Below are 15,960 nucleotides of genomic sequence, written 5' to 3' on the forward strand. Positions count from 1 at the left end.
CCCAGCTCCTGGAAATGGTCTAGTGCGTCAGTGTTGGGGTTTCATGGCCAGCGCCAGCTTGCTGCGTGGCGCACTGCCCAGTAATTCGCCGATCCACCAGGCGGTGTCGATCAGGGCGCTCAGCGTGATACCGGTGCGGTAGCCGAGGCCGTGCAGCAGGTAAACCAGCTCTTCCGTGGCCACATTGCCCGAAGCACCTTCGGCGTAAGGGCATCCGCCCAGTCCGCCGACCGAGGCGTCGAAGCAGCGAACGCCGGCCTGCAGCGAGGCATAGATATTCGCCAGCGCCATGCCGCGGGTGTCGTGATAATGGCCGGCCAGCTGGCGCATGGGGACTCGGCGGCCCACGGCATCGAGCATGGCCAGAATACTGCCCGGGGTACCGCAACCGATCGTGTCTCCCAGCGAGATTTCTTCGCAGCCCATCTGATAGAGCGCATGGGCCACCTGGGCGACCTTGTCGGGGGCAATCTCACCCTCATAGGGGCAGCCTGCCACACAGGAGACATAGCCTCGTACCCGGATACCCCGCTCGCGTGCCTGTTCAATGACGGCCTCGAAGCGTTGCAGGCTTTCGGCGATGCTGCACTGGATGTTGCGCTGGCTGAAGGTTTCACTGGCGGAGCCGAAGACGGCGATGTCGCGCGCACCGGCGGTCAGCGCGGCTTCCAGCCCTTTCAGATTGGGCACCAGTACCGGATAGCGTTGCGTGCCGTCGAGGGGGAGCTGTGTCAGCACCGCATCGGACTGAGCCATCTGCGGCACCCGCGCCGGGGAGACCATGGCACCGGCCTCGATGACCGGCAATCCGGCTTCGGCCAGTCGCCGGATCAGGGCCAGCCGCTGCTCGACACGGAGGGGGCGGCTTTCATTTTGCAGACCGTCTCGCGGCCCGACTTCCACAATCCTGACCTGATCGCTCATGTTTCAGTCCTGTGCTTCGAAATCCAGCAGATCGACACCTTCTTCGACCTGCTGTCCGGGGGTGAAATGATAGGCACTGACCTGACCATCCGCCGGGGCGAACAGGGTGTGCTCCATTTTCATCGCCTCCATGATCAGCAGGGCCTGGCCCTTGCGGACCCTGGCGCCGATCTCGGCACACAGCGCCACCACCCGGCCGGGCATCGGCGCCCGCAGGTGGCCGCTGCCGTGCTGATGGCCCTCATTGGCGGCCAGCGGGTCGACCCATGTCAGTGTCAGGGTCTCGCCCTGGTAAAACACAATGCGCTGCTGCTCGCGCTGCAGCACGGTCGCCTGGCAACGCCGGCCGCCGAGGCGGGCGCTGATCACGCCATCGCGCCACTGTACGGCCTCGGCGCGCAGGGTGACATCGCTGATCTGCAGCAGGCATTCATGGCCGCGACGTTGCAGCACGACCGGCAGGGTGTGTTCGCGCCACTGGTACTGCCGGCTTTGGCGTTGTGCCGCGCCGCCCAGGCGCCAGCCGGGGAGGGAACCATCCCAGGGGCCATCGCCACCCGGCGCAGCGGCCAGGCTGTCGGCCAGTGCCAGCAGTGCCAGCGCTTCGGCTGCTGGCGCCGCCGGTGCCGGCAACAGCTCGGCCTGGTAGCGTTCGATGAACCCGGTATCCACTATACCGTCGGCAAATGCTGAATGAGTAACAATTTTGCGCAGGAAGGCAAAGTTGGTGGCGACGCCTGCGACCTGATACGCCGCCAGGGCCTGATCGAGCCGCGCCAGGGCTTCGGCGCGGGTCGGTCCCCAGACGATCAGCTTGGCCAGCATCGGGTCGAACAGCGGGGTGATGGTGTCGCCGGCGACCACGCCACTATCGATGCGCAGCCAATCGCACGGCACCGGGGTCTGCAGGTGCAGCAGGCGTCCGCAGGAGGGCAGGAAGCCAGTCTGCGGGTCTTCGGCGTACAGGCGGGCTTCGATGGCATGGCCGTGTCGTGTCAGCTCATCCTGGCGCAGCGGCAGGGGTTCGCCTTGCGCCACGCGGATCTGCCAGGCGACCAGGTCCTGGCCGGTGATCATTTCGGTGACCGGATGCTCAACCTGCAGGCGGGTATTCATCTCCATGAAGTAATAGTCGCCGCTTTGACCATCGACGATGAATTCGACCGTGCCGGCACCCAGATAGTCGACGGCCCGTGCGACCCGGCAGGCAGTCTCGCCCATGGCGCGGCGCATGGCCTCGCTCAGCCCGGGGGCCGGGGCTTCTTCCAGCACCTTTTGGTGTCGGCGTTGCACCGAGCAGTCACGCTCAAACAGGTAGACGCACTGGCCATGGCTGTCGGCAAAGACCTGGATTTCGATATGGCGCGGTGCGCTGAGATATTTCTCGATCAGTACGCGGTCATCACCAAAGCTCGCGCGGGCTTCGCGCTGGCAGGAGGCGAGGGCGGCGGCGAAATCGCCGGCCTGCTGAACGATGCGCATGCCCTTGCCGCCGCCCCCTGCACTGGCCTTGATCAGCACCGGGTAACCAATGCGGTCGGCCTCGGCCGCCAGCAGGGCCGGGTCCTGATTGTCGCCGTGGTAGCCGGGGACCAATGGTATGCCGCTGGGGGCCAGCAGCGCTTTGGCGGCGGATTTGGAGCCCATGGTGGCCAGCGCCGGTTCGCGCGGGCCGATGAACAGGATGCCGGCCTCGCGGCAGGCGCGGGCGAATTCGGCGTTCTCCGACAGGAAGCCATAACCGGGATGGATGGCATCCACGCCGCATTGGCGTGCGATGGCGAGAATGCCGGAGATGTCCAGGTAGCTGTCTGAGGTCAGATGCCAGGCCTGATCGGCCTGTTGCACGAAGGGGGCGGCGGCATCGGCGGCCACATGCACGGCGACGGTCTGGATGCCCATGTTGCGGGCGGTTCGGATCACGCGACAGGCAATTTCGCCGCGATTGGCGATCAGCAGCTTGCGGATCATGCCGATTCTCCCTGCCAGTGTGGCGGTCGTTTGTCGAGGAAGGCCTGCAGCCCTTCGCGTGCTTCCGGGCCTCGGCGCAGCATGGCAATGCGCCGTGCGCAGTCGTCGAGCACCTCGTCATCGCCCGGACCGCCTTCGATCAGATTGCGCAGCAGGGCCTTGGCCTGGCTCAGGGCTTCCGGTCCGCCCCTCACGATGTGTTCCGCCAGATGGCTGACGGTACTGTCCAGGGCACTGTCTTCGACCACTTCGTGCACCAGGCCCAGCTTCAGTGCCCGGGCGGCGTCCAGGGTTTCGGCGGTCAGGGCATAGCGACGCGCCTGGCGTACGCCGATGGCTTCGGCGACATAGGGGCCGATGACGGCTGGAATCAGTCCGAGGCGCACTTCCGAAAGGGCAAAGCGTGCTGCCGGCGTGCAAACGGCGATATCGCAGGCGGCGACCAGGCCCATGCCGCCGCCCAGGGCAGCGCCCTGAATACGGGCGATGACCGGCTTGTTCGAGCGGTACAGGGTGCGGAACAGGCGTGCCAGCCGCTGGGCATCGGCCAGATTCTCGGCGTCTCCCAGTTCACCGGCACTTTTCATCCAGTTCAGGTCGGCGCCGGCACAGAAGCTCTTGCCTTGCGAGGCCAGGACGATAACCCGTACCTCGGGCTGGTTTTGCAGGTTAGCCAGGGTATCGGTCAGTTCCAGAATCAGCGCCGGGTTGAAGGCGTTGTGCACCTCGGGGCGGGACAGCCAGATCCATGCCTGGTTGCCGCGCCGTTCCAGTTGCAGTGTGTCACTCATGATGGCCTCACATACGGAACACGCCAAAGCGTGTGCTCTCGATCGGGGCATTCAGGCTGGCATCCAGCGCCAGGGCCAGGACTTCGCGTGTCTGGGCCGGGTCAATCACGCCGTCATCCCACAGGCGGGCGCTGGCGTAGTAGGGGTGCCCCTGCTTTTCGTACTGTTCACGGATCGGTGCCTTGAAGGCGGCTTCGTCCTCGGCACGCCAGGCATCGCCCAGCTGGTCGCGCTTGACCTGGGCCAGCACTCCGGCGGCCTGCTCGCCGCCCATGACCGAGATGCGGCTGTTGGGCCACATCCACAGGAAGCGCGGCCCGAAGGCTCGTCCGCACATGCCATAGTTGCCGGCGCCGAAGCTGCCGCCGATCAGTACGGTGAACTTCGGCACCCGGGCGCAGGCGACCGCATTGACCAGCTTGGCGCCGTCCCGGGCGATACCGGCATTTTCCGCCTTGCGGCCGACCATGAAGCCGGTGATGTTCTGCAGGAAGATCAGCGGGATGCCGCGCTGGCAGCACAGCTCGATGAAGTGGCTGCCCTTGAGTGCCGACTCGGAGAACAGGATGCCGTTGTTGGCGATGAGGCCGACGCGAAAGCCGTTGAGCCGGGCAAAGCCGGTGACCAGGGTGGTGCCGTAGTTACGCTTGAACTCGTCGAAATCAGAGTCGTCCACCAGGCGCAGGATGATCTCGCGGACATCAAAGGGTTTTTTGCTGTCGCAGGGAATCACCCCGTACAGCTCGCTGGCCGGGCGGCGTGGTGCGCGGGCGGCGATGCGGTCCAGCTCGCCCTGCTTGCGCCAGTTGAGGCTGGCGACGATCTGGCGTGCCAGTGCCAGGGCATGGCCATCGTTTTCCGCCAGATAGTCGGCGACGCCGGACAGCCGGGTGTGTACGTCGGCACCGCCCAGGTCTTCGGCGCTGACCACCTCACCCGTCGCCGCACGGACCAGTGGCGGGCCGCCGAGGAAAATCGTGCCCTGGTTGCGCACGATGATGGTTTCATCGCTCATGGCCGGTACATAGGCGCCGCCTGCGGTACAGGAACCCATCACCACGGCGATCTGGGCGATGCCGGCCGCCGACAGGTTGGCCTGGTTATAAAAGATGCGGCCAAAGTGATCGCGGTCGGGAAACACTTCGTCCTGCAGCGGCAGGAAGGCACCGCCGGAATCGACCAGGTAAAGGCAGGGCAGGCGGTTCTCCAGCGCGATTTCCTGAGCACGCAGATGCTTTTTGACGGTCATCGGGTAGTAGGTGCCGCCTTTGACCGTGGCGTCGTTGGCGACAATCATGCACTCCACGCCGCTGACCCGGCCGATACCGCACACCATGCCGGCTGCCGGGGCGTCGTTGTTGTACATGTCGAAGGCCGCCAGCGGTGACAGCTCGAGAAAGGGCGAGTCGGCGTCCAGCAGATGGTCGATGCGCTCGCGCACCAGCATCTTGCCGCGTGCGGTGTGCCTGGCAGCGGCACTCGCCCCCCCTCCCTGTGCCACTTGCGCCAGTTTCTGCTGCAGATCGTCGACCAGCGCGCGCATGGCGGCGCTATTGGCCTGAAAGTCGGCAGACTGCGGGGACAGCGTGGTTTCCAGGATGGCCATGGCAGCTCCTTCAGCCTTGTTCGGCCATCAGTTCGCGACCGATCAGCCAGCGGCGGATTTCGCTGGTGCCGGCGCCGATTTCATACAGCTTGGCATCGCGCAGCAGGCGGCCGGCCGGGAAGTCGTTGATATAGCCGTTGCCCCCCAGGCACTGAATGGTTTCCAGCGCCATCTGCGTGGCCTTCTCGGCCGCGAACAGGATGGCGCCGGCGGCATCTTTGCGTACTACGCGGCCTTCCAGACCATTGTCCAGCGCCGTACCGACCGAGTAGACGTAGGCGCGGGTGGCTGAAAGCGAGACATACATATCGGCCAGTTTGCCCTGCATCAGCTGGAAATCGCCGATGGCACGACCGAACTGCTTGCGTTCCTTCAGGTAGGGCAGGGCCAGGTCCAGACAGGCTTGCATGATGCCCAGTGGGCCGGCTGCCAGCACGGCGCGTTCGTAGTCCAGACCACTCATCAGGACTTTGACGCCGCCGCCGACTTCGCCCAGTACATTGGCACGCGGCACGCGGACTTCGTCGAAGAACAGCGGGTAGGTGTTGGAGCCGCGCATGCCCAGCTTGTCCAGCTTGTTGCCGAAGGAGAAGCCCGGCATGCCTTTCTCTACCAGGAAGGCGGTGATGTCCCGGTCCGAGGTCTTGGCGTAGATCACCAGCACATCGGCGTCGCCCCCGTTGGTGATCCACATCTTCGAACCGTTGAGCACATAGTGATCACCGTCCTCGCGGGCCTTGAGCTGCATGCTGACGACGTCGGATCCGGCATTGGGCTCGGACATCGCCAGCGCCCCGACATGCTCACCGCTGATCAGTTTGGGCAGGAAACGGCGTTTCTGTGCTTCGTTGCCATTGCGGAAGATCTGGTTGACGCACAGATTGGCGTGCGCGCCGTAGGACAGACCGACCGAAGCCGAGGCGCGGCTGATTTCTTCCATTGCCACGATCTGCGCCAAATAGCCCAGTTCGCTGCCGCCGAAAGCCTCGGAGACCGTGATGCCCAGGAGACCCAGGTCTCCCATCTTGCGCCACAGGTCGGCCGGAAACAGATTATCGCGATCGATGTCGGCGGCGCGCGGGGCAATTTCCTGCGTGGCGAAATCGCGCACGCTGTCTCGCAGCATGTCGAGGCTTTGCTGATCCATGGTGTCTCTCCCTGTGGTGTATGCATTAATCATCCATTACGTTTACGTAAACGTCAATACGTATTCGGCGTGGACCGCGGGCGGAGCAGCGTGTACTTCAGGGACTCAGATGCTGGCGATGACCTCGCGGCAATGGGCCGACAGAACGTCGATTTCCTGCAGGACTTCGTCGATGTCCTGGCGCTGGCGCAGCAGCTGGTCGCGGCGTTCGGTCAGCAGTTGCAGCAGCAGATGGGATTGTTGTGCTTCGTCGCGGGCGCGCTGGTAGAGGTCGAGAATTTCGCGGATTTCGGCCAGCGACAGGCCGATGCGCTTGCCGCGCAGGATCAGTTTCAGCCGTGCGCGGTCGCGGCGGGTGAAGATGCGCTGCTGTCCCCGGCGCTCTGGTTCGATCAGCCCCTGTTCTTCGTAGAAGCGGATGGTGCGCGCGGTGACGTCCAGGTCGCGGGCCAGTTCGGAGATGGTGTAAGTGTCCTGTTCCATGTTTTTCTCTGCTTTGCCGGTTTGCCCGGTCTCAGGGCGCGATTGTAGCGTTTAATCTTAAGTGATGGCGGCCAAAGCGCAAATTTTGCCATTGCCGGTGGCCTGCCCATGCGCCATGACAATGATATTTGACGAATGTCCCACAAGCGGCGGCGTTATTGGCTACAATTCGCCCCAACCCTTCACCGAGGAAGCATCATGAGTGCCACCGTATTCGACGATCAAGACCTGGCTCGCCTGGAACATCTGCTCAATCCGCTGTCTGCCGCAGGCAGCACCATGCGTCCGGATGAGGTGCAAGGCTTTTTCGCGGCGCTGATCAGCGGCCCGGATGAAGTACCGGCTTCGTTCTGGTGGTCGGAAGTGCTGGGCGATGCGCCGGCCTTTGCCAACGAGGCCGACAAGGCCGAGTTGCAGACCCTGCTGGAAAAGCTCTACCACGCCACGGCGGATGCCCTGGCCGCGAAAGCGCCGCTGGACCTGATCCTGTATGCCGAGGAAGACTCGGACGAGGCCGATTACTGGCCCTGGTGCAATGCCTATCTGTATGCCCTCGACAGCGTGCCGACCGACTGGTTCGACAAGGCCGACGACGAGGGTTTCGAGGAGCTGCTGCTGCCGGTGATGGCGCTGGGCGGCATGTTCGAGGAAGACGACGGCGACGATCTGGTGGATTTCAGTCCGGAAGAACTGGACGATTTCCGCGACCAGCTGCCGGATGCCGTGCAGGCGGTGTTCAATTACTGGCATGCCAAGGCCAATGCGCCGGCCACCATCCGCCGTGAAGGAGACAAGGTGGGCCGCAACGATCCCTGCCCGTGCGGCAGCGGCAAGAAGTACAAGGCGTGCTGCGGCAAGGACGAGTAACGCTCTCGGCCGGTCATGAAAATGCCCCGCACAGTGTGCGGGGCATTTTTGTTGTGAAAGAACCGGCTTACTGCAGGGCGAAGTCGGTGTCCTTCATCAGCGGCTTGGCGCCAGTCTTCAGCTGGGCCAGCAGGCTGTGGGTTTCCGGCAGCAGCTTGGCAAAGTAGAAGCGGGCGGTGGCGATCTTGCCCTTGTGGAAGTCGTCGTCCTGGCCAAAGGACACGGCGGCCATGCGTGCCCACAGCCAGGCATAGGTCAGGTGGCCGATCAGGCGCAGATAGTCGGTTGCCGCGGCACCGACTTCATCCTTGTCCTGCATGGCGGCCATGCCGATCTTGACGCTGACTTCCCCGACTTCTTTCATCAGTTGCACCAGCGGGGCGGTGAATTCGGTCAGTTCGGCACGATCCTGGCTTTCCTTGAGGAACTGCTGGATCAGGCCGGAGAACTGGCGCAGCTTGGCGCCCTGATCGGACAGCACCTTGCGTGCCAGCAGATCCAGCGCCTGGATGCCGTTGGTGCCCTCGTAGAGCTGGGCAATACGGCAATCGCGCACCAGTTGTTCCATGCCCCATTCGCGGATGTAGCCATGACCGCCGAAGACCTGTACCCCCAGGTTGGTGGCGCTGAAGCCATTGTCGGTCATGAAGGCCTTGGCGACCGGGGTCAGCAGGGCGACCAGGTCGGCAGCGGCTTTGCGGGCATCGGCATCCGGATGCTTCTCCTCGATATCCAGCTGCAGCGCCAGGAAGGTGGTCAGGGCTCGGCCGGCCTCGGTGTAAGCCTTTTGGGTCAGCAGCATGCGGCGCACGTCCGGATGCACAATGATCGGGTCGGCGGCTTTTTCCGGTGCCTTCGGGCCATTGAGTGCCCGCATCTGCAGGCGGTCTTTGGCATAGGTCAGCGCGCCCTGATAGGAGGCTTCACCCAGTCCCAGGCCCTGCATGCCGCAGCCCAGGCGCGCGGCGTTCATCATGGTGAACATGCAGGCCAGACCCTTGTTCGGTTCGCCCAGCAGGTAGCCGCGGGCCCCTTCGAAGTTGAGCACGGCCGTGGCGTTGGCGCGGATGCCCATCTTGTGCTCCAGGCTGCCGCAGAAGACCGGGTTGCGGCTGCCGTCTTCGTGGAACTTGGGCACGATGAACAGCGAGATGCCCTTCACGTCTTTCGGCGCATCCGGCAGACGGGCCAGCACCAGGTGGATGATGTTGCCCGCCAGGTCGTGCTCGCCGGCGGAGATGAAGATCTTGGTGCCGGTGATGGCAAAGCTGCCGTCACCATTCGGCTCGGCGCGGGTTTTCAGCAGGCCCAGATCGGTACCGCAGTGCGGTTCAGTCAGGCACATGGTGCCGGTCCAGCTGCCATCGACCAGCCTGGGCAGGTACTGGTTCTTCTGTTCGCTGGTGCCATGGGCGTGGATCGCGGCGTAGGCGCCATGCGACAGACCGGGGTACATCGACCAGGCGACGTTGGCCGAGCAGAGCATCTCCATGGCCGGGAAGGCGAGGATCTTCGGCATGCCCAGTCCGCCATATTGCGGGTCGCAGTCCAGTGCCGGGAAGCCGAGCTCGCAATATTGCCTGTAGGCATCGGCGAAGCCGGTCGGCGTGGTGACGCTGTGCGTGGCCGGGTCGAACTGGCAGCCTTGCTCATCGCCCTGACGGTTGAGCGGTGCCAGTTCGTTTTCACAGAAGGTGGCCGCGGCCTCCAGGTAGGAGGCCAGGGTTTCCTTGTCCATGTCCTCGTAGCCCGGCAGGGTCTTCAGGGTTTGCTGCACGGCAAACAGTTCGTTCAGTACAAAGTCGAAATCGCGCAGCGGGGCTTGATAAGCGGGCATCAGTTTCTCCTGGTCTTGCTGTGGTTGGGCAGGGCGCCTTCAGTCGGGGCGGTCGCGGTCGCATGCAGCTCGGGCTGTCTTGTGGCGTGGTCGCGCTCGCCGGAATTGATTCAAACGTTTGTTTAATTTATTTCCGCTGCTTTGACAAGTGTTATATGACATCGGGGAGGGGGGGCGAGGGGGAGCCAGCGTTGTATTTTTGCACTGGCCGCCAGAGACCATTTTTGCTGGGTTTCGGCACATCTGGCGTTCATGTCCTAGAATGAACTCAATATTTTGTGTTTGTCGCTGGCTTGCCTCGGTACAATGGCGCATCGCTGTATCGAACGGTTTTTGCTTTTGGTTTGAAAGGGTTGCCGTGGATTTGACCGAGAAGATGATTGATTCGCAGCTGGTGTTCGAGGGCGGCTTCCTCAAGGTGCGACGCGATCGGATTCAACTGCCGGATGGCAGCGAGGGCTGGCGTGAGTATATCCGTCACCCCGGGGCCGTCGCGGTGCTGGCGCTCACCGATGATCAGCAGGTGGTGCTGGAACGGCAATACCGCTATCCCTCGGGGCGCGAGTTCCTGGAGATTCCGGCCGGCAAGCTGGACCAGGGAGAGTCGCACGAGGCCTGCGGCCGGCGCGAGCTGCTGGAGGAAACCGGCTATGTGGCGCGCGAGTGGGTCTTCCTCGGAACCGCACATCCCTGCATCGGTTATGCCGATGAACAGATCCACTATTTCCTGGCTCGCGGGCTGAGCCAGTCTGCCCGTCAGCTGGATGACGGCGAGTTTCTCGAGGTGGTGACCCTGCCGCTGGCAGAAGTGACCGCCATGACCCTGAACGGAGCCATCTGCGACAGCAAGAGCCTGGTCGGCCTGTACTGGCTGCAGGCTTATCTTGAAGGGAGAATGCCCGGTGCCGTTTGATTCCCACCATAACCGGCGCGGTTCGCGCCGGGTCTCGATGCGCTGCAAGGCCCGCATCAAGTCGCTGCATACCGGTGAAACCCACTACGGCGAGTGTGCCGACATCTCGGTCGACGGCATCGCGCTGCATACCTCTTACGTGCCGCAGTATGGCGAGCACCTGATGGTGCTGGTGTTGACGCCATCCGTGGGCAGCGTGCCCGGTCGTCCTTTCGAAGCCGAGGTTGAGGTTCGCCGCTGCAACGAGCTGGAGCGTCACCGTCTCTACGAGATCGGCGCCAAGATTCTCACCCGTCGTTGAGGTGATAACGTCATGATTCCGTCCTCTGGATCATGTCTTTGACATTTGCCCGACCTTGCAACGGTTGCAAATTTTTTTCGCTTTGTGTTTCGTGCCTTTGTTTTTGTTTCTTCAGTGATTTTTCCTGCCGTCGCGGTGTTTGCCGCCTGAAATGACGGATTTATCGGGCTTTCCGGCTTGCGTCACCAGCCTGTCATTGTGCTATACCCTAAAAAAACAGAACGGAATTTGCTGCAGTCACTCTAAGTTGAGCAAGGGGCGCCGGGTGCTTTGATGCAGTCCTGCGTTTCCCTGCAATTTGCCAGGAGAGAGCCATGCACCCGGACATCTTCAGTCAGTACGCCTCGCGCTACGATCGTACCCGCGAAGAAGAATTCACCATCCAGGAATATCTCGAATTGTGCAAGCGTGAGCCCGCGGCCTATGCCACGGCGTCGGAGCGCATGCTGATGGCCATCGGCGAGCCGGAGCTGGTCGATACCCGTCACGATTCCCGCCTGTCGCGTATTTTCAGCAACAAGATCATCAAGGTTTACCCTGCCTTCCGTGACTTCTACGGCATGGAGGAGGTGATCGAGCAGGTGGTGGCCTACTTCCGCCACGCCGCTCAGGGCCTGGAAGAGAAGAAGCAGATTCTGTATCTGCTGGGGCCGGTGGGGGGTGGCAAATCGTCCATCGCGGAAAAACTGAAAGAGCTGACCGAGCTGGTGCCGTTCTATTGCCTGAAGGGCTCCCCGGTCAACGAGTCGCCGCTTGGCCTGTTCAACTATGAGGAAGACGGTCCGATTCTGGAAGAACAGTACGGTATCCCGCGCCGCTACCTGAAGCCGATTCCCAGCCCGTGGGCAGTCAAGCGCCTGCATGAGTTCAATGGCGACATCGGCCAGTTCCGCGTGGTGAAGCGTTATCCTTCCGTGCTGCGCCAGATTGCGGTGGCCAAGACCGAGCCGGGGGACGAGAACAATCAGGATATCTCGTCGCTGGTAGGCAAGGTGGATATCCGCAAGCTGGAGAAGTACGCCCAGGACGATCCGGATGCTTACAGCTACTCCGGCGGGCTGTGCCTGGCCAACCAGGGCTTGCTCGAGTTCGTGGAAATGTTCAAGGCGCCGATCAAGGTGCTGCACCCGCTGCTGACCGCCACCCAGGAAGGCAACTTCAAGGGGACGGAAGGCTTCGGCGCGATTCCGTTTGACGGCATCATCCTGGCGCACTCGAACGAATCGGAGTGGAAGCAGTTCCGCAACAACAAGAACAATGAGGCTTTCCTTGACCGTATTTACATCGTGAAGGTGCCGTATTGCCTGCGCGTCAAGGACGAGATCCGCATTTACGACAAGCTGATCACCAATTCTTCGCTGGGCCGTGCGCCCTGCGCCCCGGGCACGCTGAAAATGATGGCGCAGTTTGCCGTGCTGTCGCGGTTGAAAGAGCCGGAAAACTCGAGCATCTACAGCAAGATGCAGGTCTATGACGGTGAAAACCTGAAAGACACCGATCCGAAGGCCAAGTCGCAGCAGGAGTACCGTGACTTTGCCGGCGTGGACGAGGGCATGAGTGGCCTGTCGACCCGTTTTGCCTACAAGATCCTGTCCAAGGTGTTCAACTTCGACCACAGCGAAGTGGCGGCCAACCCGGTGCATCTGCTGTATGTGCTGGAGCAGCAGGTTGAGCGTGAGCAATTCCCGGCCGAGACCGAGCAGCGCTACATGTCCTTCATCAAGGAGTATCTGGCGCCGAAGTATGTCGAGTTCATCGGCAAGGAGATCCAGACCGCCTATCTGGAGAGCTACTCCGAATACGGGCAGAACATCTTTGATCGTTATGTGACCTTTGCCGATTACTGGATCCAGGATCAGGAATACCGCGATCAGGATACCGGTGAGATCTTCGACCGCAACTCGCTCAACGCCGAGCTGGAAAAGATCGAGAAGCCGGCGGGGATTTCCAATCCGAAGGACTTCCGCAACGAGATCGTCAACTTCGTGTTGCGTGCCCGCGCCAGCGCCGGTGGCAAGAATCCGACCTGGACCAGCTACGAGAAGCTGCGTACGGTGATCGAGAAGAAGATGTTCTCGAATACCGAGGAGCTGCTGCCGGTGATCTCGTTCAATGCCAAGGCCAGTGCCGAGGATGCCAAGAAGCACGAGGATTTCGTCAATCGGATGGTCGAGAAGGGGTATACCGCCAAGCAGGTGCGGCTGTTGTGCGAATGGTATCTGCGCGTGCGCAAGTCGTCATGAACGCACGGCCCTAACCAACCTGACGGGGGGCGCCCGGGACGGGCGCCCCAAGCGAGGTCGCCATGTCCCATCTCATCGATCGTCGTCTCAACGGCAAGAACAAGTCCGCGGTCAACCGCGAGCGATTCCTGCGCCGTTTCAAGGCGCAAATCAAGGAGGCCGTTTCGCGCGCCATCAAGGGGCGCAGCATTACCGATATCGATAGCGGTGAAAAAGTGTCGATTCCGGTCAAGGATATTTCTGAACCGCAATTCCATCATGGCCGTGGCGGGGTGTGGGAGAACGTGCATCCCGGCAACGAGGATTACATCCGGGGAGATCGTATCGACCGTCCGCAAGGCGGCGGTGGTGGCGGTGGCGGCGGCAAGGCCAGCAAGGATGGCTCCGGCGAGGATGATTTCGCCTTCGAGCTGTCGCGCGAAGAGTTCATGAATGTGTTCTTCGATGATCTGGCGCTGCCGAATCTGATCAAGACCCAGCTGATGGGCATCGACGAGCTCAAGTCGGTGCGTGCCGGCTATACCAATGATGGTACGCCGACCAATATCAGCATCGTGCGCTCACTGCGTGGCGCACTGGCGCGCCGGGTGGCCATGGCGGCGCCGACGCTCAATCAGCTCAACGATGCCGAGGAAGAACTCGACGCCCTGATCGAGTCCGACGATGACGTGGCGATCGAGGTGCGCGAGCGGCGTGCCAGGATCCATCAGTTGCGCGAGAAGATCGCCAGCATCCCGTTCATCGATCCGTTTGACCTGCGTTACAACAATCGGGTCAAGTTGCCGATGCCGACCAGTCAGGCGGTGATGTTCTGCCTGATGGACGTGTCCGGTTCGATGGATGAGGCCAAGAAGGACATGGCCAAGCGCTTTTTCATCCTGCTGTACATGTTCTTGCAGCGCAATTACGACAAGATCGAGGTGGTGTTCATCCGTCACCATACCAGTGCGGTGGAGGTGGACGAGCATGACTTTTTCCATTCGCGCGAATCCGGCGGCACGGTGGTGTCTTCGGCGCTGAACCTGATGCGTGATGTCATCCAGAAGCGCTATTCGACCAGTGACTGGAATATCTACGCCGCCCAGGCTTCGGACGGTGACAACTGGGACAGTGATTCGGCCAATTGCGCCCGCATTCTGGAAGAACAGCTGCTGCCGTACTGCCAGTACTACGCCTATATCGAAATTACCGACGGTGATCCGCAGAACCTGTGGTACGAGTATCTGAACGTCAAGGAACGCAACCGCCACTTCGCCATGCAGAAGATCAATACGGCGGCGGATATCTATCCGGTGTTCCGCGAGCTGTTCAAGCGTCAGCCTGCGACCAACCGCTGAAGGAGACGTGCCATGACCCCGATTTCGACCGGCTCCGAGTGGACCTTCGATCTGATCAACGACTATGACCGCGAGATCCGCGATATTGCGGTGGGTGAGTTCGGCCTGGATGTGTATCCTGTTCAGCTGGAGATCATCACTGCCGAACAGATGATGGATGCCTATTCCTCGGTGGGCATGCCGGTCAACTATCACCACTGGTCGTTCGGCAAGCATTTCGTCTCGACCGAGAAAAGCTACCGTCGCGGCCAGATGGGGCTGGCCTACGAGATTGTCATCAACTCCAGTCCCTGCATTGCCTATCTGATGGAAGAGAACTCGATGACCATGCAGGCGCTGGTGATTGCCCATGCCGCCTATGGCCACAATTCCTTCTTCAAGGGCAATTATCTGTTCAAGACCTGGACCGATGCCTCGGCCATCATCGATTACCTGGTGTTTGCCAAGAGCTATATCGCCCGTTGCGAGGAGCGTTATGGCATCGATGCGGTGGAGAGTCTGCTCGACTCCTGCCATGCGCTGATGAGCTATGGTGTCGATCGCTACAAGCGCCCGCAGAAGCTGTCGCTGGCCAAGGAACAGGCCCGGCAGGAGGAGCGCGAGCATTATCTGCAGATGCAGGTCAATGACCTCTGGCGCACCATCCCGCGGCGTGAGCGCGACGATGCCGACAAGGCCAGTCTGCGTTTCCCGCCGGAGCCGCAGGAGAATCTGCTGTACTTTATCGAGAAGTCGGCGCCACTGCTAGAGCCGTGGCAGCGTGAAATCGTGCGTATCGTGCGCAAGGTGGCGCAGTACTTCTATCCGCAGCGCCAGACGCAGGTGATGAACGAAGGCTGGGCGACTTTCTGGCACTACACCATCATGAACCGGCTGTTCGACAAGGGGCTGATTACCGATGGGGCGATGCTGGAGTTCCTGCAATCGCATACCAATGTGATCTATCAGCCGCCGGTGACGGCGCGCTGGTACAACGGCATCAATCCGTATGCGCTGGGGTTTGCGATGTTCCAGGATATCCGGCGTATCTGCGAGGCGCCGACCGAGGAGGATCGCGCCTGGTTCCCGGACATTGCCGGTGGCAACTGGCGCGAGGTGCTGGATTTCGCCATGCGTAATTTCAAGGATGAAAGCTTTATTTCGCAGTACCTGTCACCGAACATGATCCGGCATTTCCGCTTGTTCAGCATTCGCGACAATGACCTGGATGACAAGCTGGAAATCACCTCAATCCATGATGACGAAGGCTATCAGGCGGTGCGGCAGAAGCTGTCCGAGCAGTACAACCTCGGTTCGCGCGAACCCAATATCCAGGTCTGGTCGGTCAATGTGCGTGGAGACCGCAGCCTGACCTTGCGGCACAGCATGTATCAGCGCCGTCCGCTGGAGGAGAGCAGTACCGAGGAGGTGCTCAAGCATGTGGCCCGCCTGTGGGGCTTTGATGTGCGGCTGGAGAGCGTGGATGAAACCGGCCATGTCTGCCAGACCTACGAGGCCAAGGCGCTGCCGCTGGAATACCAGATTGCCTGAAGCCTGATGT

13 protein-coding genes are annotated in these 15,960 nt (G+C 61.8%); 6 read left to right on the forward strand and 7 right to left on the reverse strand.

Going from position 1 to position 15,960, the window contains the following annotated elements; all coding sequences use genetic code 11:
* Positions 1 to 27: 27 nt before the first annotated feature.
* The 6 genes from AACH39_RS00570 to AACH39_RS00595 form a co-directional block, all read right to left on the reverse strand.
* Positions 28 to 924 carry a hydroxymethylglutaryl-CoA lyase gene (locus tag AACH39_RS00570; protein WP_215776828.1) on the reverse strand — a complete coding sequence of 299 codons (897 nt, stop codon included), beginning with the start codon at positions 922 to 924 and terminating at the stop codon, positions 28 to 30.
* 3 nt (positions 925 to 927) lie between these two features.
* Entirely contained in the window at positions 928 to 2,895 is a 1,968-nt protein-coding gene (locus AACH39_RS00575) for a biotin carboxylase N-terminal domain-containing protein (RefSeq protein WP_338620680.1), read from the reverse strand.
* Complete coding sequence (locus AACH39_RS00580; RefSeq protein WP_252346061.1) at positions 2,892 to 3,686, reverse strand: enoyl-CoA hydratase/isomerase family protein; 795 nt, start codon at positions 3,684 to 3,686, stop codon at positions 2,892 to 2,894. The genes AACH39_RS00575 and AACH39_RS00580 overlap by 4 nt, the downstream gene beginning before the upstream one ends.
* 7 nt (positions 3,687 to 3,693) lie before the next feature.
* Positions 3,694 to 5,292, reverse strand: a complete 1,599-nt coding sequence (locus AACH39_RS00585) for a carboxyl transferase domain-containing protein (RefSeq protein ID WP_215776823.1) — start codon at positions 5,290 to 5,292, stop codon at positions 3,694 to 3,696.
* A 10-nt stretch (positions 5,293 to 5,302) separates the two neighbouring features.
* Entirely contained in the window at positions 5,303 to 6,439 is a 1,137-nt protein-coding gene (locus AACH39_RS00590; protein WP_215776820.1) for an isovaleryl-CoA dehydrogenase, read from the reverse strand.
* 105 nt (positions 6,440 to 6,544) lie between these two features.
* Complete coding sequence (locus AACH39_RS00595) at positions 6,545 to 6,922, reverse strand: MerR family DNA-binding transcriptional regulator (protein ID WP_215776818.1); 378 nt, start codon at positions 6,920 to 6,922, stop codon at positions 6,545 to 6,547.
* Between the two features lie 198 nt (positions 6,923 to 7,120).
* Here AACH39_RS00595 and AACH39_RS00600 point away from each other — a divergent pair, with 198 nt between their 5' ends.
* Positions 7,121 to 7,789 (forward strand): YecA family protein, encoded by a 669-nt coding sequence (locus AACH39_RS00600; protein WP_338620681.1) that lies wholly within the window; start codon positions 7,121 to 7,123, stop codon positions 7,787 to 7,789.
* Between the two features lie 67 nt (positions 7,790 to 7,856).
* On the opposite strand, the gene AACH39_RS00605 is transcribed toward AACH39_RS00600, so the two are convergent.
* Positions 7,857 to 9,626 carry an acyl-CoA dehydrogenase C-terminal domain-containing protein gene (locus AACH39_RS00605; RefSeq protein WP_215776814.1) on the reverse strand — a complete coding sequence of 590 codons (1,770 nt, stop codon included), beginning with the start codon at positions 9,624 to 9,626 and terminating at the stop codon, positions 7,857 to 7,859.
* A gap of 358 nt (positions 9,627 to 9,984) precedes the next feature.
* Here AACH39_RS00605 and AACH39_RS00610 point away from each other — a divergent pair, with 358 nt between their 5' ends.
* From AACH39_RS00610 to AACH39_RS00630, 5 genes are all read left to right on the forward strand, one after another.
* Positions 9,985 to 10,539, forward strand: coding sequence for an NUDIX hydrolase (locus AACH39_RS00610; RefSeq protein ID WP_338620682.1), 555 nt, complete (start codon positions 9,985 to 9,987; stop codon positions 10,537 to 10,539).
* Positions 10,529 to 10,840 carry a PilZ domain-containing protein gene (locus AACH39_RS00615; protein ID WP_252346060.1) on the forward strand — a complete coding sequence of 104 codons (312 nt, stop codon included), beginning with the start codon at positions 10,529 to 10,531 and terminating at the stop codon, positions 10,838 to 10,840. The genes AACH39_RS00610 and AACH39_RS00615 overlap by 11 nt, the downstream gene beginning before the upstream one ends.
* A gap of 314 nt (positions 10,841 to 11,154) precedes the next feature.
* Entirely contained in the window at positions 11,155 to 13,083 is a 1,929-nt protein-coding gene (locus AACH39_RS00620) for a PrkA family serine protein kinase (RefSeq protein WP_215776808.1), read from the forward strand.
* A gap of 62 nt (positions 13,084 to 13,145) precedes the next feature.
* Positions 13,146 to 14,420: a YeaH/YhbH family protein gene (locus AACH39_RS00625; protein ID WP_215776806.1), complete on the forward strand. Its 1,275-nt coding sequence runs from the start codon at positions 13,146 to 13,148 to the stop codon at positions 14,418 to 14,420.
* A 12-nt stretch (positions 14,421 to 14,432) separates the two neighbouring features.
* Entirely contained in the window at positions 14,433 to 15,950 is a 1,518-nt protein-coding gene (locus AACH39_RS00630; protein ID WP_215776804.1) for a SpoVR family protein, read from the forward strand.
* Positions 15,951 to 15,960: the final 10 nt, after the last annotated feature.

This window comes from Paludibacterium flexuosum, assembly GCF_037076605.1.
Classification (GTDB): Bacteria; Pseudomonadota; Gammaproteobacteria; order Burkholderiales; family Chromobacteriaceae; genus Paludibacterium.

What these genes read in the sequence shown, in the direction of transcription:
- AACH39_RS00600 (WP_338620681.1), top strand. Translation starts at nt 7,121, where the DNA reads ATGAGTGCCACCGTATTCGACGATCAAGACCTGGCTCGCCTGGAACAT.
- AACH39_RS00595 (WP_215776818.1), bottom strand. Translation starts at nt 6,922, where the DNA reads ATGGAACAGGACACTTACACCATCTCCGAACTGGCCCGCGACCTGGAC.
- AACH39_RS00575 (WP_338620680.1), bottom strand. Translation starts at nt 2,895, where the DNA reads ATGATCCGCAAGCTGCTGATCGCCAATCGCGGCGAAATTGCCTGTCGC.
- AACH39_RS00605 (WP_215776814.1), bottom strand. Translation starts at nt 9,626, where the DNA reads ATGCCCGCTTATCAAGCCCCGCTGCGCGATTTCGACTTTGTACTGAAC.
- AACH39_RS00570 (WP_215776828.1), bottom strand. Translation starts at nt 924, where the DNA reads ATGAGCGATCAGGTCAGGATTGTGGAAGTCGGGCCGCGAGACGGTCTG.
- AACH39_RS00625 (WP_215776806.1), top strand. Translation starts at nt 13,146, where the DNA reads ATGTCCCATCTCATCGATCGTCGTCTCAACGGCAAGAACAAGTCCGCG.
- AACH39_RS00590 (WP_215776820.1), bottom strand. Translation starts at nt 6,439, where the DNA reads ATGGATCAGCAAAGCCTCGACATGCTGCGAGACAGCGTGCGCGATTTC.
- AACH39_RS00585 (WP_215776823.1), bottom strand. Translation starts at nt 5,292, where the DNA reads ATGGCCATCCTGGAAACCACGCTGTCCCCGCAGTCTGCCGACTTTCAG.
- AACH39_RS00630 (WP_215776804.1), top strand. Translation starts at nt 14,433, where the DNA reads ATGACCCCGATTTCGACCGGCTCCGAGTGGACCTTCGATCTGATCAAC.
- AACH39_RS00580 (WP_252346061.1), bottom strand. Translation starts at nt 3,686, where the DNA reads ATGAGTGACACACTGCAACTGGAACGGCGCGGCAACCAGGCATGGATC.
- AACH39_RS00620 (WP_215776808.1), top strand. Translation starts at nt 11,155, where the DNA reads ATGCACCCGGACATCTTCAGTCAGTACGCCTCGCGCTACGATCGTACC.